The sequence below is a fragment of the Ruegeria sp. HKCCD6604 genome (genome assembly GCF_013110635.1).
Classification (GTDB): domain Bacteria; phylum Pseudomonadota; class Alphaproteobacteria; order Rhodobacterales; family Rhodobacteraceae; genus Ruegeria.
In genome coordinates, this window is the sequence record NZ_WVQW01000012.1 from 79,822 (window position 1) to 100,622 (window position 20,801).

At 57.6% G+C, this 20,801-nt stretch carries 16 protein-coding genes; 9 read left to right on the forward strand and 7 right to left on the reverse strand.

Features of this window, described 5'->3' with window-relative positions; genetic code table 11:
- Nucleotides 1-4: 4 nt before the first annotated feature.
- A complete protein-coding gene (locus GS614_RS20085; protein ID WP_253284307.1) occupies nucleotides 5-1,261 on the reverse strand; it encodes a glycosyltransferase family 4 protein in 1,257 nt (418 codons plus the stop codon).
- Nucleotides 1,248-2,510 carry a nucleotide sugar dehydrogenase gene (locus GS614_RS20090; protein WP_171120493.1) on the reverse strand — a complete coding sequence of 421 codons (1,263 nt, stop codon included), beginning with the start codon at nucleotides 2,508-2,510 and terminating at the stop codon, nucleotides 1,248-1,250. Before GS614_RS20090 ends, GS614_RS20085 begins: the two co-directional genes overlap by 14 nt.
- Nucleotides 2,511-2,885: 375 nt before the next feature.
- Here GS614_RS20090 and GS614_RS20095 point away from each other — a divergent pair, with 375 nt between their 5' ends.
- Nucleotides 2,886-4,433: an oligosaccharide flippase family protein gene (locus tag GS614_RS20095; RefSeq protein WP_171120482.1), complete on the forward strand. Its 1,548-nt coding sequence runs from the start codon at nucleotides 2,886-2,888 to the stop codon at nucleotides 4,431-4,433.
- 7 nt (nucleotides 4,434-4,440) lie between these two features.
- Here the strand turns inward: GS614_RS20095 and GS614_RS20100 are convergent, their stop codons facing one another.
- Genes GS614_RS20100 through GS614_RS20110 form a run of 3 tightly spaced genes read right to left on the reverse strand, consistent with a single transcriptional unit; the run spans nucleotide 4,441 to nucleotide 7,376 of the window.
- The gene (locus tag GS614_RS20100; RefSeq protein WP_171172434.1) at nucleotides 4,441-5,604 is read right to left on the reverse strand and encodes a DegT/DnrJ/EryC1/StrS family aminotransferase; all 1,164 of its coding nucleotides are present in this window, start codon (nucleotides 5,602-5,604) and stop codon (nucleotides 4,441-4,443) included.
- A gap of 14 nt (nucleotides 5,605-5,618) precedes the next feature.
- Nucleotides 5,619-6,251 (reverse strand): GNAT family N-acetyltransferase, encoded by a 633-nt coding sequence (locus tag GS614_RS20105; RefSeq protein ID WP_171206926.1) that lies wholly within the window; start codon nucleotides 6,249-6,251, stop codon nucleotides 5,619-5,621.
- Nucleotides 6,252-6,278: 27 nt separating this feature from the next.
- Complete coding sequence (locus GS614_RS20110; RefSeq protein ID WP_371809421.1) at nucleotides 6,279-7,376, reverse strand: lipid II:glycine glycyltransferase FemX; 1,098 nt, start codon at nucleotides 7,374-7,376, stop codon at nucleotides 6,279-6,281.
- A 156-nt stretch (nucleotides 7,377-7,532) separates the two neighbouring features.
- Here GS614_RS20110 and GS614_RS20115 point away from each other — a divergent pair, with 156 nt between their 5' ends.
- From GS614_RS20115 to GS614_RS20130, 4 genes are read left to right on the forward strand one after another with little or no spacing between them, the layout of a single operon-like run.
- Nucleotides 7,533-8,492, forward strand: coding sequence for a glycosyltransferase family 2 protein (locus GS614_RS20115; RefSeq protein ID WP_171206925.1), 960 nt, complete (start codon nucleotides 7,533-7,535; stop codon nucleotides 8,490-8,492).
- Nucleotides 8,489-9,691 carry a GNAT family N-acetyltransferase gene (locus tag GS614_RS22530; RefSeq protein WP_171617587.1) on the forward strand — a complete coding sequence of 401 codons (1,203 nt, stop codon included), beginning with the start codon at nucleotides 8,489-8,491 and terminating at the stop codon, nucleotides 9,689-9,691. The genes GS614_RS20115 and GS614_RS22530 overlap by 4 nt, the downstream gene beginning before the upstream one ends.
- Before the next feature lie 7 nt (nucleotides 9,692-9,698).
- A complete protein-coding gene (locus tag GS614_RS20125) occupies nucleotides 9,699-10,742 on the forward strand; it encodes a GNAT family N-acetyltransferase (protein ID WP_171120468.1) in 1,044 nt (347 codons plus the stop codon).
- On the forward strand, nucleotides 10,739-11,419 hold the full coding sequence (locus GS614_RS20130) for a polysaccharide deacetylase family protein (RefSeq protein WP_171364623.1): 681 nt from the start codon (nucleotides 10,739-10,741) through the stop codon (nucleotides 11,417-11,419). The genes GS614_RS20125 and GS614_RS20130 overlap by 4 nt, the downstream gene beginning before the upstream one ends.
- On the opposite strand, the gene GS614_RS20135 is transcribed toward GS614_RS20130, so the two are convergent.
- Together GS614_RS20135 and GS614_RS20140 are read right to left on the reverse strand one after the other, a co-directional pair.
- Nucleotides 11,416-12,774, reverse strand: coding sequence for an O-antigen ligase (locus tag GS614_RS20135; protein WP_171727170.1), 1,359 nt, complete (start codon nucleotides 12,772-12,774; stop codon nucleotides 11,416-11,418). The two genes, GS614_RS20130 and GS614_RS20135, sit on opposite strands and share 4 nt — an antisense overlap.
- A gap of 115 nt (nucleotides 12,775-12,889) precedes the next feature.
- A complete protein-coding gene (locus GS614_RS20140; protein WP_171172421.1) occupies nucleotides 12,890-14,119 on the reverse strand; it encodes a right-handed parallel beta-helix repeat-containing protein in 1,230 nt (409 codons plus the stop codon).
- Between the two features lie 506 nt (nucleotides 14,120-14,625).
- Here GS614_RS20140 and GS614_RS20150 point away from each other — a divergent pair.
- The 4 genes from GS614_RS20150 to GS614_RS20165 all read left to right on the forward strand — a co-directional run bounded on the left by GS614_RS20150 (nucleotide 14,626) and on the right by GS614_RS20165 (nucleotide 20,607).
- Nucleotides 14,626-16,722 (forward strand): right-handed parallel beta-helix repeat-containing protein, encoded by a 2,097-nt coding sequence (locus GS614_RS20150; RefSeq protein WP_171727172.1) that lies wholly within the window; start codon nucleotides 14,626-14,628, stop codon nucleotides 16,720-16,722.
- A gap of 269 nt (nucleotides 16,723-16,991) precedes the next feature.
- On the forward strand, nucleotides 16,992-17,705 hold the full coding sequence (locus GS614_RS20155) for a bifunctional 2-polyprenyl-6-hydroxyphenol methylase/3-demethylubiquinol 3-O-methyltransferase UbiG (RefSeq protein WP_170346957.1): 714 nt from the start codon (nucleotides 16,992-16,994) through the stop codon (nucleotides 17,703-17,705).
- A 175-nt stretch (nucleotides 17,706-17,880) separates the two neighbouring features.
- Nucleotides 17,881-18,708, forward strand: a complete 828-nt coding sequence (locus GS614_RS20160) for a class I SAM-dependent methyltransferase (protein ID WP_216601226.1) — start codon at nucleotides 17,881-17,883, stop codon at nucleotides 18,706-18,708.
- Between the two features lie 48 nt (nucleotides 18,709-18,756).
- Nucleotides 18,757-20,607 carry a glucosyltransferase domain-containing protein gene (locus GS614_RS20165; RefSeq protein WP_171727173.1) on the forward strand — a complete coding sequence of 617 codons (1,851 nt, stop codon included), beginning with the start codon at nucleotides 18,757-18,759 and terminating at the stop codon, nucleotides 20,605-20,607.
- Nucleotides 20,608-20,801 lie beyond the last annotated feature (194 nt).

The window sequence follows — 20,801 nt, forward strand, 5'->3', positions numbered from 1 at the left end:
GATCTTACCCCTTCCAGATCCGCTTATAAGCCGCGATCAGTGCAGGCACCTGATGGGGCCAGGCCATTTCCGCCTCGACCCGGGCGCGGCCATAGCGGCCCATGGCGGCACGACGTTCGTCATCGGCCAGCAAGTCGGTGATCTTGTCGGCCATATCCACCGGATCGTTGGCCTTGGCGTAAAGCGAGGCCTCCTGCGCCGAGAACCGCCCTTCGGTCACGTCGAACTGAACGATGGGTTTTTCGAAGGCCATGTATTCGAGGATCTTGTTCATGGTGGATTTGTCGTTCATCTCGTTCACCCGGTCCGGGTTCACGCAGACATCGGCGGTTGACAGGATCTCGAACAGATCCCGATCCGGGGCACGGCCGGTGAAGGTGACATAGTCCGACAGGCCCATTTCAGCAGATTGTTCGCGCAGCTTGTCCAGGCTGGGACCCCCGCCCACAAGGCAGAACTGGATATCGTCGCGGCCCTGAACCTTGACCAGATGCGCCACGGATTCCAGCAGCAGGTCGATCCCTTCCTGATCACCCATGACGCCGACATAACCCACCATGTATTTCCGCCCGTTGCGCCAGGCCGGGTTCGGCGGCAGGTGCTGCAGCCGACTCAGATCAGGGCCGGACCGGACGATAAACACATCCTCGGGCGCCATGCCGCCGCGTTCGATGGCGATCTTGCGATAGCTTTCATTGGTGGCAATCGACACCCGGGCCGAGGCGAAGGTCAGCCGCTCGAACGTCTTCATCAGCTTCCAGAAAAAGCCGCGCTTGTCGAACTTGGCCTCGTAAAGCTCGGGGTTGATGTCGTGGTGATCGAACAGATAGCGCACGCCAAACAGCTTGAAGGGCAGCGCCACCAGAAAGATCAGATCGGGCGGGTTGCAGCCATGGATGACGTGAAAGCCGCGGGTGAATTTGATCTTCAGCGACAGCCAGCTTTCCCAGAACAGCGCCGCGCCATATTCCAGCAGATACCCCAGCGCCCCGCTGGCATCCAGCGGCAGCGGGTGGCGATAGACCTTGATGCCCTCGTCTTCCCACACGCGTTCCTCATGGCCCTTGCCGGTGGGGCAGATGACCGAGACCAGCGCGCCGGCCGCGGCCAGCGTGCGCGCCTCCATCCAGACGCGGCGGTCAAAGGGGACGGGCAGGTTTTCCACCACGATCAGAACCTTGAGGCCCTTCAGGGGCTGGCTCTGGCGCAGCTCTTCGAACGAAATCGGCTGAACGGCGGGCACAGGGCTAGTCATATTCATAGGTTCTTACCACCTCTGCGTCACCCAGGTTCAGATCATTCACGATCCGGTTTGAACCGACCACCAGATCCCAGGGCCCGGCCTCGGCCGTGGCGCGGTCCACCAGCAGGCTGCCCACGTTGGGCAGGTGGGTAAAGGCATAACCAAGGTTCTGCCCCCGCAGATCGGCCGGTTTTATCGCAGGATCATAGACCGACAGCTGATAGCCCGCCTGCAACAGCCGCCGGGCAATATCGACATTTGGGCTTTCGCGCAGATCGTCGGTTCCGGCCTTGAAGGCCAGCCCGGCCATCAGCACCCGGCCCCCTTCGGGCAGCCGCGCCATGATATCCTGCGCCTGATAGGTTTTATGCGCCTGATTGGTCTGCAACAGGCTGTCGATCAGATGGGTATGCGCCCCCACCTCACCGGCAATATGCTGCAACGCACGCACATCCTTGGGCAGGCACGAGCCCCCGAACGCGCCCCCCGGACGGGTGTAATAGGCCGAGATGTTCAGCTTGGTGTCCGAGACGAAAATCTCGTGCATGGTTTTGGCCGACACGCCCATGCTGTGACAGATGCGGCCTACCTCATTGGCAAAGGCCACCTTGGTCGCGTGCCAGGTGTTGTCGACGAATTTGGTGATCTCGGCCTCTTCAAAGGCGGTGTAGAACACCGGCGCATCCAGCCCTTCGTGCATTTCGTCCATCACCGCCGAGCGATCTCCGTCTGCCGTGCCGACAACGATCTTGGGCGGGTTGAAGAAATCATCCACCGCCGAAGCCTCGCGCAGGAATTCGGGGTTATAGACGATCTCGACCGCCTGACCCGTCCGATCGCCCAGATAGCTTTGAAAGATCGGCTCGATCAGCTGCCGCACCGTGCCCGGCCGGAAGGTGGATCGGTACGCCACGGTCAGCGGTCGCGCGCGGTCGGGCGAAATGGCCTTGGCAATCTGCCGCGTCACCTCGGCCACAAAATTCATGTTGTGCGAGCCGTCAGTGGAACTGGGCGTGCCGACGCAAACGATGGCCAGATCCACATCCGACAGGTCGGGGATTTCAACCGTTGCGCGGATCAGGTTCTTTGCAAGCGCCTCGGTCAGCAGCTCGGCCACCTTGGGTTCCTTGATCGGAGGCTGCCCGGCATTGATTTCCGAGACCTTGTCGGCATTCACATCGACGCCGATCACCTCATGCCCCTCACGGGTCAGACAGCATGCTGCCGTGAACCCAACATAACCCAGACCAAAAATCGCAATCTTCATACCATTACACCGTTTTGAACCCCGGCTTCTGGGCACTGGCCGCCACCGGACACATATCAGGCATCACATACTTGACGCGCTTGCCCATGAGGAGCCTGATCTGAGACACTGGGCCAGAAATTCTCCTTGAAACAGCAGATAACTTTCGGACACTAGACCCGCAGGTATCACCGAGTATGAAACAACCTTCTGACATTGAAAGAAAATCATGTGATTTCGACATAAAAAAGTGCGGTTTTCCTTGAGTAACAGCGACCCCGCCCAATTGCCAGAACGGCACTTCTCTATCCGGTTGGAATACTTGATAGAGGAGATAAAAAGGAAACACTAACCCGGTATTCTGTTGTTTGTTTTGAATGTGGAAAGACAAAGCTGTTGAAGCCTTCGCCTAAATCCGAACCGACCGGTGCCGCAGTCCCGCGCGGCTCACCCCTTGTCGTCGGGGCCGCAGCACTGTTTGCGTCGGGTGTTTTCAGCCAGATTCTTGGCCTGCTGACACTTATCGTCACTGCCCGCCTGCTGACCCCGACGGATTTCGGTGTAATCGCCTATTTCGTCATCGCAGTGGCCTTGCTTGAAATCGCGCAGCGGGCGATTTCCATGACCCTGATCCGGCAACCCGAGGTAACCGAAGCGCACCTCAATACAGTTTTCACGATGCAGCTGCTGCTGGGTACTTCCGCCGCTGGTCTGATCTGGATCAGTGCACCCCTGATGGGGTTTCTGGGCTTGCCTGCCCTGACCGAGCTGATACCCGCCTTATGTCTGATCGCCATCGTCAGTTCACTCAAAAGCACACGGTTTCCCTTGCTGGAAAGGGATCTCAGGTTTGGATTCGTGGCTGGTGAAGAAGCCATCAGCCGCATCACATATACGTTGTTCGCAGTATGCCTTGCCTGGTTCTGGCGCGATTTCTGGGCCATTGTGGCAGCCAATTTCCTGACCCAGGTCGCACGCGTCATCTGGTCCTTTTCCGTCGCGCCGATGCGGCCCCGGCTGACGCTCAGATGCTGGCATGACTGTATCGACGTATCATCATGGTCACTGGGCGCACAGATCACGCAATTCCTGACGACCAACATGCCGCAAATCATTATCGGAGCCACGTTGGGGCTGGCGGATGCGGGTATTTTCAGAATCGGCTTTCGCCTTGTGTCACTGTTCACCAGCCAGGTCATCGGGCCACTTGAGCGGGTGATCTATCCCGGGCTCGCCAGCATCTCCAGAACTCAGGGCAACGACCGCGAAGCCTTTGAACAGGCCAATGCCATTCTGCTGGGCATCATCATTCCCGTCAGTGTCGGAATGGCGCTGGTTGCAAATCACCTGATCGTCGTGGTGGCCGGATATGAATGGCTGGCAGCCTCTCAGGTCATCTGGGTGCTCGCCCCGCTCAAGGCCATTGAAACGCTACAGGCCAATGTCCGTTCGGCAAGCTATGTGCAGGGCGACACGAAACGGCTGTTCCTGCGCAACAGTATCCTGCTGGTCGTAACAACCATACTGGTGCTGCTGGGATCCAACTATGGATTTGTGGGCGCGATCCTCGGATCCGGCGCAGCCAGCCTGTTCGCGATTGGGCTGGCGCTGGTCATGGCCAAGGATTTTGGAACCGGGGGGCTTCTTACACCCATTCTCATGGCCTGGCGCACCTTCGCCGCGGCCATCGCAATGGTCACCGCGGTTCTCATCGTCAGCAGCGCCTATGGCAGTGGCGACGCAATCGGCTGGGCTTACGATTCAGCCGAAGACCTGCCCCTGCTGCGCATCCGCTTTGCCGTCAAGGTCATCGTCGGCGTGTTCACCTATATCGCGACCCACCTGTTGCTTTGGCAGCTGTCAGGGCGCCCAAAGGGATTTGAAAGCCTGACGCTCGAACTCGCATCGAAACTACGCAACAGGATTGTCGCCAGGGTGTCCTGAGTCACACTCACCCCTGCAATGCCCGCTTCAGTTCCGAGACGATGTAATCGACATGCGCCTCGGAAAGATACTGGTGCAGCGGCAGTGACACGGCGTCATTCTTAAGCGCCATCGCTTCGGCCTGTCCGGTCCAGTCGAGATTACGGTTGAATCCCGCCCACCAAGGTGTTGCCCCGATCCCGCCGTGTTGCAAAGCTTGCACGACACGGTCGCGCTCCTCCACCAACACCGGCATGTTCAGCGGGCAGGTGTCGACCGTCAGCTCGGGCACAAGCATGCGCACACCCGCGACATCAGTCAGAAGTTCACGGTACCTTTCCCAGTTTGCCCGGCGCGTTGCGATGGCCTCGGATACGGAAAACGCCCGCAAGGGGCGGGCCGCAAACGCGCTCATGCGAGTGCTGCGCAGAGCCGGATCAAAGTAGTAATGGCTTGGAATATCTTCCAGTTCTCTCTCAGGGCACATGTCCACGGGTATTTGTCCGCCGCCCCGCAACGCCTGCACCAGCCCTTTCAGGCGCGCTGTACCAAGCACATTGCCCAGCCCGGCCCGCAGCAGCATTTTGGTGACCATCTTGCGGGGGGGCGGGCGTGTAAACGGATGCTCAGCATGCAGATCCGGCGCGTTGATCACCAAGGCGCCGCCGCCCAAAACCGGAACAAACTTGTAAAAACAGAAGACCGAAACGTCACCCACCCGGCCTTCGGCGGGGGTCTGACCACTCAGCAGGCTCAGCGCGCAATCTTCGATCAACCGCAACCCGTGCCGGTCACACAGCGCCCGCAGCCCGGTCAGTGAGGGTTGGATCACGCCGAAGTAATGCGTCACGTAAATCGCCCGCGTGCGCTCCGTGATAAGCGGTGCAATGCGATCCGGATCAGCCAGTAAATTGTCCGAGACAGGATACAGCCGGACCGAAAGACCCGCGTCGATCAGCGGATCAACCTCTGAGCCGCAATTATAGGCTGGCACCAAAACCTCGTCCCCGGGCTGCAAGGCCAAAAGATCACAGGCCGCCCGGATCGCCACGCGGGTATTGAAACTCCAGAAAACCGGGCGTTTCCGAAACAGGGCCGTATATCCGCCTGCCGGGTCCCGGCGAAACAGATTGGCAAACTGCATGGGCGGGTCGCCGCAATAAAGCGCGGTCTCATGTGTGTCGCTGCTCATGCCACCCCCGCATTTCAGTACTGCCGCCAAGTCCGATGATGTGTCAGGCGGTATTCATTGCAGTGCCCAACCGGTGAAAACCCCGTTTTCAGGATATTGAGCCTGGAAGGTAAATTGTAATCCCGGCAATTGGTATAAAACCCGTCGATTCCCGCGGATATTTTGTTGGCAACAATCGTGTCCCAAAGCCGGCCCTGCAAATTTCTGCCGCGGTATTCTGGCAGGACATAAACATGCCAGAACAGCTCTTCTGTGTCGGTGAGGGGCACAAAGAAATCGCGGCTATGCGCGGCATCCCTAACCCAGGCCACCGCCTGGATGCGCCCCTCTTCCGTCAGCACCCAAAGCTGCCACCCGGCGTCCAGCCATTCCAGCATTCCCCAGTCATGCGCCGCCTCAGGGTCCATCAGGCTGGCCAGTTCGTCACTGGTAAGGTCTTCGCGTGATCGGATTTCCCGCACCTGTTGCGCGTCCTGCCCGGCTTGTGATTGGGCAGCACAACTGGTCGCGCCCAGCCGGAATACCAGATGGCGTTTGCGCACAAAGCTGTCCATCAGGGCCAGCCAAAGCTGCCGGACAAGAACAACCGGCCCACGTCGCGCGGCCCCCCGGATCAGTTGCAATTTGCCTTTCTTAGCCAGATTCATACTTCGCCTTACCAATCGTTCAGGGACCTAACCCGCAGCTGCCCTCTTGAGCTTTTTCAACTGCCCCCGGATCAGATCACGCGCATTTCCCGTCAGGTACACAGACCGGTTCAACACCTTTTCACGTGCTGAAATCCGCTGCACGACGCGCGGATTGAACTCTGACTTGTACTTGTGAATGTTGAACTTCTTCTCGCCCGAAACCGGTACGTGATAGCCCTCGACATCCAGGGTGCTACAGCCCTTGCCCTTGGCCCATCTCATGGCCTCCAACCACAAGGCCGGGGCGATACGCAGATTGCCCGCCGCCCGCAGATGATCCGGCTCGGTGGTGAAATGCCGGCCGTGCACAATGTCCCTGCTGCGATACACCAAAAGCCCGGCAAGAAAGGCCTCTTGCTGCCAGGCCATGATCACGGTGCCAATCTCATCGGGCCGCAATACATCTTCAAACATCGCCTCATATGCAGGAAGGCTCAGCTCGGGCAGCCTGCGCGAAACGCGCAACCGGTTCATGCTCTCGAGAAAAATGCGGAACTCTTCCGGGGTCTGCGCGCTTCGGAACGTCACGCCCTGCCGTTCGGCGCGCCTGACCTCGCGACGGGCGCTTTTGGAAAACGCCGCCATGATCTCTTCGCTCGTGACCGATATGTCGACCCATCCGGTTTCACGAAACTGATCTTCTTCAGCCACGCGCCAACCCGCACAAGACAGAGCGGCATCCAGTGTGTCGGCCTCTTCTTCGGTCCAGAACGGGGTGACAGTCAGGCTGCCGACCCTTGAAAACCCCGGCTGTCGGCACAGGCCATCCAGAAACGCCACCATGTCGGCGGCATCGTCGCAAACCGGGCCGCTCAGGCAGTGGGCCCGGGCCCAGGCGCCGGGCAGATACGGGTGCGGTTCAAGTGAGATCAGAGCGACACCCACAAGCGCCCCATCCCGGCGCGCCGAGGCATAAATCACCTTGCGATTCAATCTTTGTTCCGAATTCGTAAACAACGGAGATTGCCGCGGATGCTGATGCCGGGCCGCATTCAGAAACGTCATCCATTCGGCATTCCGGTCTGCGGTCAGGGTTTCAGTGCATTCAATCGCAACACTATCTTGCCCTTCAAGTTCCTGCACAGCCAAACTAATACCTCAATATACCGGTTTATTCGCTCTGAATTTCACAGCTACTATTTAACAACAGCCGTCGCTTAATGACGTTGAGTGTATTCATAGATCAGAACAATGGCTAAACAATTTGAAAATGTAAGCGAGTAACGAGAACAGGGTTTCATGACTTCACCGTCACACGGCACGCAGAGCGAGTGCGCTGTTTCCATTGTCATCGTGAACTGGAATACCCGGGACATTCTTCGGGACTGCCTGATATCCATTTCCCGGCAGACCCGGAAGCCGCATGAGGTCATCGTCGTCGACAATGCATCAAGCGACGGATCTGTCGATCTTGTCCGTGACGAATTCCCTGATGTTCGCTTGATCGCCAATGACGCGAACCGGGGATTTGCCGCCGCCAACAATCAGGGTCTGGAAATCGCACGGGGTGACAATCTGCTGTTGCTCAATCCCGATACCATCATTCTGGATGGTGCGATCGATACCATGCTGGACTGGCTGGATCAGCACCCGGATGTCGGCTGCGCTGGATGTCAGGTCCTGGAAGATGAAACCACCATTCAGCGCACCTGTTTTGCCGACCCGGGTCCGGGAAACCTGGCGCTGATCGAGTTTGGGCTGCACCGCCTGTCTCGGCGCAATCCGCTTCTGGCCCGCGCCGAGTACGGAGACTGGGATCGGTGTTCGCAACGCGAGGTCGACGTCGTCTCGGGCATGTTCATGCTTGTGCCCCGTCGTGTCTTCGAGGCCGTGGGTCTTCTGGACGAGGCATTCTTCGTCTACTCGGAAGAGGCCGACTGGTGCCGTCGCATCCGCGATGCAGGCTGGAAATGCGTGTTCACCCCCGAAGCGCGCATCCTGCACCTTGAGGGAGGCGGCAAAAGCACCGCCCAGATCCGCTCGCGCATGTATGTTCAAATGCAGAAAAGCAAGATGATCTATCTGCGCAAACATTATGGCCTTTGGGGCCTGTTCCGCGGCCGGATGGTATTTGTGGGGTCATCCGTATTGCGCTTTGTCATGTCGGTCGCAAATCAGCGGGAAGAAGCTGCCGCGCGGCGGCGTCTGGCCCGGGCCTCGCTGCGCTATCACCTGACCAGCCAGGAGCCGACAGAGTGACCGACACAGACGTCCGGCTGACATTCAAATGGGTTGATGGGGTCAAGGGCCTTGAACGCATGACCGATGCGTGGGCCGCACTGGCCCGACAGACCGGCGCGGACATCTATGCCGCTCCGGTCTGGGTGCTGACCTGGTGGGCTCATTTCGGGCGCGGTAAAACGCTCCGGACCCTTGTGGCATATGACGCCCAGGGGCAGCTGGTCGCTTTGCTGCCGTTCATGATCTATCCGGTTTGGCTGGGGCCTGTGAGGGTCCGTATCGCCAAATTGGCCGCAACCGATCCCAACACGGTGATTTTCCAGCTGGCCGCCACGGAAACCGCGCTAAAGAACAGCTGCGCCGAGGCCCTGAACGGCCTTCTCGGCGATGGCCGGGCGCATCTGGTCAGCTTCACCCCCGCCTCGGAACACGGCACCATGCTGGCAGCCATCCGCAATGGAGTGGCACCGGGGCTGGCGCTGACCGACACGCCGGCTGGCACCCATACGGTTTTTGAACTGCCCGATACGTTTGAGGGCTATCTTGCCAACCTGTCCAAGAAACGGCGGGGGCAGTATCGGCGGGATCTGAAACACCTACAGAATGACCACGGCCTGACAACACGGATGCTCCATCCTGATGCGCATCAATTCGGGGATTTCGTCGACTTCCACAACCGGCAATGGCAGGAGGTTGGAAAAGGAGGCCATTTCGTGGACTGGCCTGGCAGCGCCGCCTTCTACTGCGATCTGGCAGACGCCACCCAGCAGGGGCAGGAAACCTGGTTTGTCGAACAGCAGGGCCAGGACGGCCCCCTTGCCACCCAATTCTGCCTGGTCAAGGGGCAGACCTGCCATTGGCGGTTGCCCGCCAGATCGACCGACCCGGAACTGGAACGCCTCAGCCTTGGGAAAATCGGCCTGGTTCAGATGATCGAACAGCTGATCGCCGCAGGCGTGACGCGGATCGAAGCCGGGGTTGGCGCATATGGTTACAAGCTGGTCTATGGCGGTGAATCGGTGCCCACTCATCGCCTGATCGTCTCAAGGCGATCAGGAATATCCCCTGTCTTGCTGAAGCTCTGCCTTGGTTGGGCGCGTGTGTTGCACCTGGTCTATTACAGGCTCTGGTTCGGGCGGGTTGCACCCCGGCTGAGGGCCGTGATCCCGCTGAAAAACAAATCGCTGTGGTCCAGCTGGATCAAAACAAGAATATGAGGCGGATATGATCGCATATCAGCTCTCCGCACGGGTTCTGCCTGAAGAAAAGTGGCCCGCCCTCAGCGCGTCGTTCCGCGACCTGACCCTTGAACACAGCCTGACCTATGCCCGCGCGGCGGCCCGCCGGATCGGGGCAGACGTACAGTTCCTGATGCTCACCACCCCGGACGGGCAGCCTGTTGCCGCCGCATGTCTGCGCATCAAACATGTTCCCGGCCTGCGGCGTGGCATTGCATGGCTTGCCGCCGGACCGCTGGTGCAGCATGTCGATCGGCCTGATCCCGACGCTGCAACACTGCGTGCCGTGCTGGCCGCACTGCGTACGTATGCTCAGGAGAGCGGGCATATCCTGCGCCTGCGGTTTCCGGCCACACCCTGGCATGATGTTGCATTGCTGGATCAGCTGGCCCGTAGCGAAGCGTTTTTGCCCACCGATCGATCCCCGACCTATCGAACCGTGGTCGTGGATTGTACCCAGGACGAAGACACGCTGATGCGTGCTCTGCACGGAAAATGGCGCAACCCCCTGCGCAATGCGCTGAAAGCCGGTCTTGATCTGGATATCGTGCCGATTGCACAGGCAGCCGACCGGTTTCATCCAATGTACACCGAGGTTCAGGCAGCCAAAGGCTTTCGGCCGGATATCCCGCCAGAATTCTACTATGCCCTTGAGGGGGCTGATTTTGCCCATGAGGTTCTGTTTGCCCGCAAGGACGGGACCGACATTGCCGCGATGACGCTGGGACGGGCTGGGTCCAATGCCGTCTATCTGTTCGGGGCCACTCTGGACACCGGGCGGCGCCTGAATGCCGGGCATTATCTGATGTGGCATTCCATGCTGCGCTGTCGCGACCTGGGCCTGAAGTATTTCGACCTGGGCGGGATAGATCCTGAAGCCAACCCTTCCGTCACACGTTACAAGCTGCGCACGGGCGGCACAGAGCTGCGCGCAGCGGGCCCGTACGAGTTCCGCCCTGCCGGCGCAAGCTCTACCCTGATCAGCATCGCCGAAACCATTCACGCCCGCCTGAAGAAACTGCGCTCATGACAAAGCCCATCGGTATCAACTTTCACGGCATCGGAACACCAAAACGCCCTCTGGAACCGGGCGAGGCCCCCTATTGGCTTTCGGTCGAGCAATTCGAACGGGTTCTGGACCGGATCGCCGCAGACCCTGATCCGAACCGGTTCACCATCACCTTCGATGACAGCAATCTTTCGGATCATGACATCGCCCTGCCAGCGCTGTCGGCCCGGGGGCTTCGGGCACGGTTCTTTGTCCTGACCGGGCGGATCGGACAGGCCGGATCACTGGATGCAGACCATCTGCGTCGCTTGCAGGATGCGGATATGACAATCGGCAGCCATGGGATTGACCATCTTGCCTGGCCGACACTGGATGACGCTGCTCTGGTCCGAGAACTCAGCGAATCCCGCGCGCAGTTGGAAATGATATGCGCACTCCCGGTAACCGAGGCAGGCATACCCTTTGGACGGTATGATGCTCGTGTACTGCGCGCCCTGCGCATGGCCGGATACACGGCCGCCTGGTCAAGCGATGGCGGAACCTGGCAAAAGAACGCTTTCCTGCGCCCCCGAACATCCTTGCGCGAGGATATGACTGATCACCAGATACAAGCGGTCCTGTCTGGCAGGGTCGCGCCCTTACGCCGCCTTCGGCGTGCATTGGGAATGGCCAGACGGCGCTGGACGACGACCGGCTAGCGGGTGCGTGCGACGCGCCCGATAGACAGTTCTCCGGGCAGGGCCTTGGGAAACCGGGTATACCGCATCTTTCGCCCTCCTTCCTCGGCCTGGGCCTGGTCCCCATCCTGACCGGACCCGTCATCTGCATCCAAAAACCAAACCCCTGCCCCCAGCAGAAACATCAAAAAACAGAACGTGGCATCCCAAAGGTGGACGGTGACGGCCGACACGCAAAGGCCCAGCAGCGAAATCAGGTATCCAAGGCGCGCATCTGCCGTTGCCCCGGTCAAATTTCTGCTGCCCAGTTGAAAGAACGTGACGATGACGGCCCCCACCAGCAGAAACAAGGCCGGAAAGCCGTGCCGCAACGTGACCACGAGCCAGAAATTGTCGACGCTGCTCAGCAGCACCATCCAGTGGGGGCGGGTCCAGTCATGCAGGCCGATCCCGAATATCGGGTTCCGTAAAATATCGTCAGACGCAAAGTTGAATGTGTGGATTCGCGCCCATGCCGTGCCAGGTGTCAGCGTGAAATGAGTAGCAAAGATCTGGAACATACTCCGGTTCGAACCGATTTCGGCAATGAAATACAGAACGCAAAATATGCTCAGCAGAACTTTCCATTTTTTCCTGAGGAACTGAAAGACCCAATTCCATCCCATCAGCGCCAACTGAATGACGACATTCAGAAACGCACCCGATGAAAGGGAAAAGAACACCGCACCCCCTACTACCGAAGTCAGGCCAACCTTCTTGAAGAACGATTTATGCCATCCCAGCACATACCAGGTCAGCGCGAAGGCCGGCGCACAGAACACGCCGAACAGGATAGGATGCGGCATCGTTGTCTGCGCCCGCAGCAATCCAAGCCGAGGTTCGAAAATCCACTTCTGATAGACGCTTAAAACCTTGCCGAACAGGTTCAACAGCGGGGTCTTGCCCGTAAAGGATTCGAACAGAGCAAAAGGCAGAAGAATAAGGATGAGCAGGAACAGGCATTTCACAAAATACCGAAACGATTCCAGATTGCGGATATAGGTGCGGGCAATGAAATAAGGCACCAGAGTTTCGATCATGAACATTCCGATGAACTGCCACATCGATGCCAAACCATGATTGACTGAAAAGGACAGAGCCGACCAGAAGCTGAATGCAATCACCAAAATATCAATCGGCCTGATCTTTCCAGCCTTGCCGCTCAGCCATCCGATAATCGCAGGAAACATGAACAACAGCAGGATCACCCGATACCCGCTGAGCTTGAGCCCCCCCAAGTGGAAATAAAACGGCATCGCAAAGGAGAAAATGAGCAAGGCGAGAACGATCGGCTTGGTCGCCGGGGCGCTGGCTTTCGCTGACAAAACGGCTGTCATCTAAAATTCCTGCCTTTAAACGGATAACACATTACAGATTGCACTAACATATTGTCAGTATTCTGGCCGTGCGCTCGAAGCCAATCACTTTTCCACAACATTGCCCGCAATGTCCTCATCGCGAGGGGTAGGATTGCGACAAGCTGGACCCCGCATTCAGGCGATCAATCTGGCTGCCGGGGCGCACGCCGTATTCGTTGTATCCGTCTTTCCTGCCTTGCGCGTAATAGATGAACTGGCTGTCATAATGCCCACCCTGAGAGGGGGTCTGATCCTGAATCAACGCATTGTTGAGCACAACCCAATCGCGCTGGTTCTCGTGCCCGATGATATTGGCCACCGCATTCTGCTCAATGACCACCGAGGTCGAATCCGGAGAAATGTTGATGACCGGAACCGAATGACCGCCGGGCACATGGATCACCGAGTTCTTTCTGATCGAGATATTGTCCGAGCCATGGATCGAAATGCCGTGAATATGACCATTGTAGATCATGTTGTTTTCAACCAGCACATTGCGGTGTCGCATGACTGGGTTGCCGAGGTCCTTGCCGTCTCCGCCAGCCCAGATGGTCTGGGTGAAATCGCCACCGGCCATGTCGAATATATTGTCACGGATAACTATGTCCGAAGACCCCCGGGGCGATACCCGCATAATCTGGATCATGTCGCGGTGATCCTGGGATCCAGCCGCACCGCCAAAATCGTGAAACCGGTTCCGCTCGATTGTCAGGCCATCTGCGGCATCCACATCAACCCCATCGGACCGAATCGTGTGAATGTTGTTGCCCGTAAAGACAAACTGCCGCGATTGCACGGACAGAACTGCTGTCCACCATCTGCGAAACTCGTTGCCTGAAAGGGTCAGGTTCCCGCCCCGCTCGATTTTCAGGCCGATCCCGATACTGTACCCGTCCGCCTCGGACCCTGTTCCCCTTGCAGTCCCACCGTCGAACACGGAATTCGATATCACAATGTCCGTACTGTTCAGGATGACGAAATAGGCAATGAAATGCGGGTCGCCCGCATTGTAGGTGTAATCGAAATAGACACCATCCAGATGCACATTCCTGGCTCCTTCCAGAACCAGACGGGTAAAACAGGCCGGCGCGGCAGGATCGGCGGACCGGATCACCACGGGTGACCGGTATGCTGTGTTCATCCTAAGGGTTCCATAATTCCCCGGCGCCAGAAGAAAGATTTCCCCGCCCTGGGCATTTTGCAGGGCTGCGCCAAGATCGGCGGCATTTGCGACCGGCTGCCCCTTGGTCTGAGTTGCGGGAAGGTGCGTTCGCACGTCTCGCCCCTGACAGGGGGTCTGGGCCGCCACATCAAAACCCAACATGAGCAGTAGCGCCCCTGCCAAGACGAGAATCCGGGACCCGGCCATAACGCACCTTTCTGATAACCACACTTGCAGGAAAGTGTAGGCAAGGCGGGTTCCACTGTCTATCGCGCCTGCTTGCCCGTCTGGCGCCATGGCACGTCCGAATGGCCCTTGCAACGCCCAGGTTTCCCTTACGGCACCGGGCAATTCATTGCCGATGCCTATCGCCCATACGCAAGGACACGCCTGAATGATGGCTATTTTGTGGCCATTGTTGCCCTGGAGGAATCAATTCGCCAAACCCTAGGCAACCGCTAAGGGAAGTGGAACAATTCCCGGTATCGAGTATCGAGTTCACTCGGAAATGACTGCAAAAGGGCAAAATTGTCCTCATACAGGCAACAGTTTCCAAACATAGCCATATTCCGGCCAATCTGTCGCCCTTGTGCGACTGTTCCATACCCCTTGGGTGAGCGGGATCTTCAGCGCTTTGGGATAAGCGCATTTGGAAACACAGGTGAAAGATGTCGACGACTATCATTGTAACTTCCGCCGCAGAGCTGAACCAGGCTTTGTCACAGGCCAGCGGTGGTGAGACGATCCTCCTTACTGCAGGTGACTACGGGTCACTGAACCTCCACAATACCAATTTCGCATCGAACGTGACGATCCAGTCTGCGGATCCGAATGCGAAAGCCAGCTTCTCGGATGTGCACCTCAAGCAATCTTCGAACATCACGTTCGACAGCATCAAGTTTGACTACAGCTTCAGTGGTGGCGACCACCACTTTCAAAGCAAATTCGGCGTCTACGACAGCCAGAACATTACGTTCAACAACTCGATCTTCGACGGCGATGTTGCCAGCGGCACCGGAACATCGGCAGACGGTACCGGCTATGGCACAGGTCTGAACATCGCCGGCTCGACCAATATCAACATCAACAACACCGAATTCTCACAATGGTGGAAGGCTGTCATTGCGGTGAATTCCGACGGGATCAATGTCACCGGCAACGACATCCACACGATCCGCTCCGATGGTCTGGTTTTTGACAATGTCGACAACATCCTGGTCGAGAACAACCACCTGCACGATTTCGGCGGCGCGGCTGGCTCGGGCGATCACCGTGACATGATCCAGATTCAGCGCGCCTATGGCAGCGGCAGCGACAACATCACCATCCGCAACAACCTCTTTGACATGGCCACCGGGGATTTCACTCAGACCATCTGGGCTGGCGGTGACGGCAAGAACATCGACGATCCCAGCGTGATCCACCACAACGTGTTGATCGAAGGGAACACGATCTACAACGGTCACTTCCACGGGATCTCTCTTTATGGTGTGGATGGGCTGACGATCACCAAAAATTCGGTCCTGCACGTAGACGAAAAGACGCTGACAGGCGGGATCGAAATCCCGGCCATCAACGTTTCCGCCGGTTCCAAAAACGTCACCATCGATCAGAACATTACGTCTCAGATCGTGGGGTATAACGGGCAGGCTGACTGGAACGTAGCCAACAACGCCCTGATTCAGCCCAGTGAGTACGATCAGAACTTCACCTATCAGGCAACGGCACAGGGGAATGGCTACAACCAATATGTCGTCGTCCCGGGCAGCTTGGCTGACACACTGAACGCCGGCTCTGCCGTCTCGCACGGTGCCACGGGATCCACCCCCCCGCAGCAGGTTACCCCCGGGGGATCACAACCCAACACCAACCCCACAACACCGGACAGCGGGTCCGGGCAACCCGATACCGGGTCCGAGCAACCCGATACCGGGTCCGGGCAACCCGATACCGGGACCGAGCAACCCGACACCGGGTCCGGGCAACCCGATACCGGGTCCGAGCAACCCGATACCGGGTCCGGGCAACCCGACACCGGGTCCGAGCAGCCCGATACCGGGTCCGAGCAGCCCGACGCCGAGTCCGAGCCTGTTCTTGGTGCCGACCCGCAGGGCGAACTGATGATCGACATAACCCATCAGGACAGCCCGGAGACTATCGGACGCCTGGACGAGGTTTCTTACGTTGGTAAAACCCATGTTCCGGCCGATGAGACGCAGGCCGAAGGCGATACAAGCGCCAAGCAGCCTGACTCCGGCTCTGAACCTGCCCATGGTGGCGGCTGGCAAAGCGAGTTGTCGATGATCGACATATCCAATCAGAATAGCCGGGGGAACATCGGAACCCTGGACGGAATTTCTGACGCTTCGCAGGTTAGCTTCTCGGTCGACATAACCCGTGACGAAGGTGAAACGGGTGCTGAACGGCTTGTATGGAACCACTCGAATTTCGGCCTGAAGATGAATAAGAAAGGGCATCTGGTCGCAAAAGTCGACAACAATGATGACGGGTTCCGTAAAGGCTTCAAGATCAAGGATGTCGACCTGAACGACGGTGAAACACATCAGGTCACCCTGATGGTTGATCAGGACACCGACCGCCTTCAGATTATGGTCGATGGTGCCGTTGTCCTGGACGAAACCAATACGGATTTCGATTTCGCCGGCGGACAGGAAAGAGACTGGTACGTTGGTGACAGCGTTGACGCCTTTGCGATCGGCGAAGAAGCCCCGTTTGTCGAGCCGTATTCTGATTTGTTCGCGTAACGGCAAAGATCGCTGAAAATACAGCCTATTGATTACCACTGCATGGGCGGGTACCGAAAATTCGGACCCGCCCATATCTATTCCGCCCCCTGGCATTGCCAGTCATGTAAACTTGGGTGCATACGTTCTTTGAATGCTGCCAGCATTCATCTAAAGATTGGTCAAACAGCCATGTCACTGCCTTAATAGGCGTATTGCAAAAAGTCTTTTTATCGCGATTGGCCCCGTTTCAAATGCCGCGCAAGGTTACGGGTTTTTTGGGAGAGTAAATGGTACAGTCAGAAATACGCTGGCACACGGATTGCAGACAGGATTATCTGGATACGGTCTGGAACATCATAACAGATGAAAAACCGGCCCGGATCATGGAAATCGGTGGCACGACCAGCCGATCGACCGGCGACAAGACACTGCCCGATCATGTCACATCCTTCACGATCAGTGACATAAGTGCCGAAGAACTTTCCCATGTTTCCGATGAGTTCGACACCCTTCAGATCAACGCCTGCGGCGATGTCAGCCATGTGGATCAGAGGTTCGATCTGATCATGTCCAAGTTTTGTGGCGAGCATATGCCCGACGGCAAGCAGTTCCACAAAAACATGCATCACCTTCTGGCGGATGGTGGCGTTGCTGTTCACTTGGTGCCGACCATTTTCGCCTCACCGTTCCTGATCAACTGGCTGTTTCCCGAACAACTGACACGCAAGGCGGTTCAACTGTTGCAGCCCCGGCGCTTTGATGGCCAGAATACCGGCAAATTCCCCGCCTACTACTCACTGTGTCGCGGCTCGACACCGTACATGCGAAAGGCGCTGGCGGATGTCGGGTTTTCGAGCATCGAAGTACATGAATATTACGGGCACCATTACTATGATAAGATTTTCGGCCTGCGGCAGCTGGATAACGGGCTGGCACGCCTGTGCGCCCGGCGCGAATGGGCGGTCTATTCTTCCTATGCCATCATCGTAACGCGCAAGTAAGTGCCCCAGACCGGGCCCACGGCGTTTGACAGGAAGCCACCAAGGCCTGAGGCTGTGGAAAGAGCGGAGCCACAAAACAGCCAAACAGACGAAGTAATGGAATTGACGCCCCAGTTTATGAATACCCGCTTCGACAGGTGGAGCGCATGACAAGTTGAGATCCGAGGACGTAGAGATGTTAGAGTCGAAAAGTTATCAGGCCTATATGAACAGCCCATACAAAAGCAGTAAGCATTCCACTTACTTCGATGTGTATGACAAACTTTTTTCTCCTTACATCGGGAAAGATATCACGTTTGTTGAGATCGGCGTTCTGGGTGGTGGATCTCTTTTCATGTGGCGGGAGTTCTTTGGCCCTCAGGCGCGCATCATCGGCGTTGAGCTGAACCCCGATGCAAAGCGCTGGGAACAGGAAGGGTTCGAGATTTTCATCGGCAGCCAGAGCGACCCGGATTTCCTTGAAAAAATCGTAAGGGAGGTCGGGGACATCGACATCGTTCTGGATGATGGCGGCCACACCTATGAACAACAGATCATTACGACGGAATGCCTGTTGCCACACATCAAGGATGGCGGAATGCTTGTGGTCGAAGACACGCATACCTCCTACATGGAAGGGTTCGGCCTCAGGCACCGTTCCTTCATCAAATACGCCATGAACATGGTGGACCGTATCAACCATCGGTTCTCGCGACTGACGCCTGACGCCTCGGAAAAGCGTGCCTGGGGGATTAGCTTCTTTGAGTCTTTCGTCGTCTTTGACGTGAACCGCAAGGCGACCTCGGTCGCATCGACACCCACAGAAAACGCTGGCGAGGACCTGCATGCCAAAGACTTCAGGCATGCGGACAATCAGACCTATGAAGCTCTTCTGAAAACATCCAAAGGGCTTTCGGCGCTCAAGGCCATTCCGGGGATGCGTGCCGCAGCCAGGCTGGTACGAAACATCGTGTCGCTGCCATCCAACATGAAGCGCGCCCGCAGGTTGAAAGAGTATTTTTGACCGGGTCAGGGACAGCTGTGTGCACGTTTCTTGTGGGAAATGTATAGCATGAGCATTGCACGACCCGCACATATCCTCTCGACCAGGTTCCGCTGGCCGCATGCGATTTCCGCCAGCCTGCTCATTTATGCACTCACAACCGCACCGGGCCTGATCAGGGATGGCAGAAACCCGGATGACTGGCGTCAGGTCCATGGCGCGCCCGAAGGCGGGCTCCCTCTCAACTGGACGACCGAGGAAGGTCGCTGGGCGATGGAGGTGCTGTATGTTCATGTTCTCCAGGAACGTTTTCTGCCCGTTTTGCAGACTGGTCTGGCGGCAGGCGCCTTTCTTCTGCTGTCATGGGTTCTGGCGCGGCAATCCAGCGATCGTGACACCCGGCCCTTCGCGACCTTCCTGATTTTCACGCTTGGCGTTCATCACATCTATATGATCAACGCCCTTACCTTTTCGAGCCACGTGTTTGCTTTCCCGCTGGCGTTGCTGCTTTCCGTTGCCGGTTTCAAATGTTTTGAACGCGGCATCCTTCATGCGTTTGGCGCTCGGGTGATCTGGCTTTTGATCGGTGCGCAATGCATCGCGCTTTGTGCAGCACTCTATCAACCTTTTGTCCCGTTCGGTGCCGTGATCCTGTTTGTCTCGATGATCCGAACCGACCGATACAAGACCACAGATGTGGGCACATTCATCCTGCTGTCGGCAATTGGGGCATGTCTTGGCCTTCTGGCCTATGTTGCGCAGGCCCATCTGGCTGCCCAACTGCATGACCATGTCCCCACAACCAACCGTGTCGCCCTGGCCTCGGCGCACGAGTTGCAGGACAAATTGGAAAACAGCTTGAGATTGCTTGGCCAGATCTGGCGGGGATCGCTTCAGAGAATACCCTTTGCGGTCAAGACTCTGAACTCAGCCTATATCGGAATAGGGGTTTTGCTGAGCGTCGGGTTGAGCATTCATGTCCTTGCGCGCCCTCCGCGCAACTGGATGAACGCCCTGCGCATCCTGGTGGGTATGATCGGGATTCTCCTGTTACCTCTTCTGATCTGGTTCGCCTATGACGGGCCATGGCTGCCGTCTCGGGCCGTCGCATATGTCGGCTTACTGGCTGCGGTGTTCTACCTGGCTGTTGATGCCGAAATACGGGCAAGAGGGTTCACGGCACCCATCATTCTGGGCCTGCCCCTGATCGTTGCCCTCACATACGCATTCATGGCGCCTTTCGTCTGGAGCGATCAGTCCGAAATGGGAGACCGTGATGAGGCGCTTGCCGAAAAAATCATGGCGCGGGTCGCGGAACTGGAAGGGTATGACGGCGCGCCATTCCGCATCGTCGGCCATACAGATTACCCCGATCTGGCTTGGGGGGACATGATCGGCTGGACCGTATTTCACGCTGGCAACTCCCGCCCGGGCATCTTCAAGGACATGTTCGATCTAGATTGGTACGCCGAGGGCGGGCTGTATGAAGGACCGCTGGCCTGCGAGGCCTTCCCGGCCGAGAATTCCGTCTATTTGTATCAAGGTGCCGCCTATGTCTGCCTGTCACGAAGCCCCGGCTTTTCCGGCAACCTCATGTGCGCCGATAGTGACAGGCCCGAAATCGGCCGTGTCTGCGTCACACAAACAGCGGTTCTGCGGTTCTCGGAAATCTGTGCGCCCCCCGTTCGGGGGGACAGAATTGACGTGATACACACCGCGACGCCAACCATCCGCAGCGCTTTTTACGACGTTCAGAGCCGTGGCCACACCATACATGGCGGGTGCTTCTATACCGCAGGCTGGAACGGTGAGGTGCCTGATGTGATCGACGTGTCGATGGTTGGCGGGGATGGTGCAGTCACCTGGTCCGAAAAGCTGACGCTCGGCGCGGCACGATATCCATTCGACAGCGCAGAATAAGGCGTGCCAGAGTGACCTGAGCCACATCCTGTAGTATCATTCCCGGATTACCGTTCCGAGTAGTTGTGTTTCAGAGTGGCTATTTTGCAATGGCATCATCAGATGAGAAAAGCGTTTTTCTAATCAGGCGTGAATATCGCACATATGCTGTCCTGTGCGCCCTTGGTGTTGCTCTTGCATGTGTCGTCCTGCTG

What these genes read in the sequence shown, in the direction of transcription:
- GS614_RS20085 (WP_253284307.1), bottom strand. Translation starts at nt 1,261, where the DNA reads ATGAATATGACTAGCCCTGTGCCCGCCGTTCAGCCGATTTCGTTCGAA.
- GS614_RS20090 (WP_171120493.1), bottom strand. Translation starts at nt 2,510, where the DNA reads ATGAAGATTGCGATTTTTGGTCTGGGTTATGTTGGGTTCACGGCAGCA.
- GS614_RS20100 (WP_171172434.1), bottom strand. Translation starts at nt 5,604, where the DNA reads ATGAGCAGCGACACACATGAGACCGCGCTTTATTGCGGCGACCCGCCC.
- GS614_RS20105 (WP_171206926.1), bottom strand. Translation starts at nt 6,251, where the DNA reads ATGAATCTGGCTAAGAAAGGCAAATTGCAACTGATCCGGGGGGCCGCG.
- GS614_RS20115 (WP_171206925.1), top strand. Translation starts at nt 7,533, where the DNA reads ATGACTTCACCGTCACACGGCACGCAGAGCGAGTGCGCTGTTTCCATT.
- GS614_RS20125 (WP_171120468.1), top strand. Translation starts at nt 9,699, where the DNA reads ATGATCGCATATCAGCTCTCCGCACGGGTTCTGCCTGAAGAAAAGTGG.
- GS614_RS20130 (WP_171364623.1), top strand. Translation starts at nt 10,739, where the DNA reads ATGACAAAGCCCATCGGTATCAACTTTCACGGCATCGGAACACCAAAA.
- GS614_RS20135 (WP_171727170.1), bottom strand. Translation starts at nt 12,774, where the DNA reads ATGACAGCCGTTTTGTCAGCGAAAGCCAGCGCCCCGGCGACCAAGCCG.
- GS614_RS20140 (WP_171172421.1), bottom strand. Translation starts at nt 14,119, where the DNA reads ATGTTGGGTTTTGATGTGGCGGCCCAGACCCCCTGTCAGGGGCGAGAC.
- GS614_RS20150 (WP_171727172.1), top strand. Translation starts at nt 14,626, where the DNA reads ATGTCGACGACTATCATTGTAACTTCCGCCGCAGAGCTGAACCAGGCT.
- GS614_RS20155 (WP_170346957.1), top strand. Translation starts at nt 16,992, where the DNA reads ATGGTACAGTCAGAAATACGCTGGCACACGGATTGCAGACAGGATTAT.
- GS614_RS20160 (WP_216601226.1), top strand. Translation starts at nt 17,881, where the DNA reads ATGTTAGAGTCGAAAAGTTATCAGGCCTATATGAACAGCCCATACAAA.
- GS614_RS20165 (WP_171727173.1), top strand. Translation starts at nt 18,757, where the DNA reads ATGAGCATTGCACGACCCGCACATATCCTCTCGACCAGGTTCCGCTGG.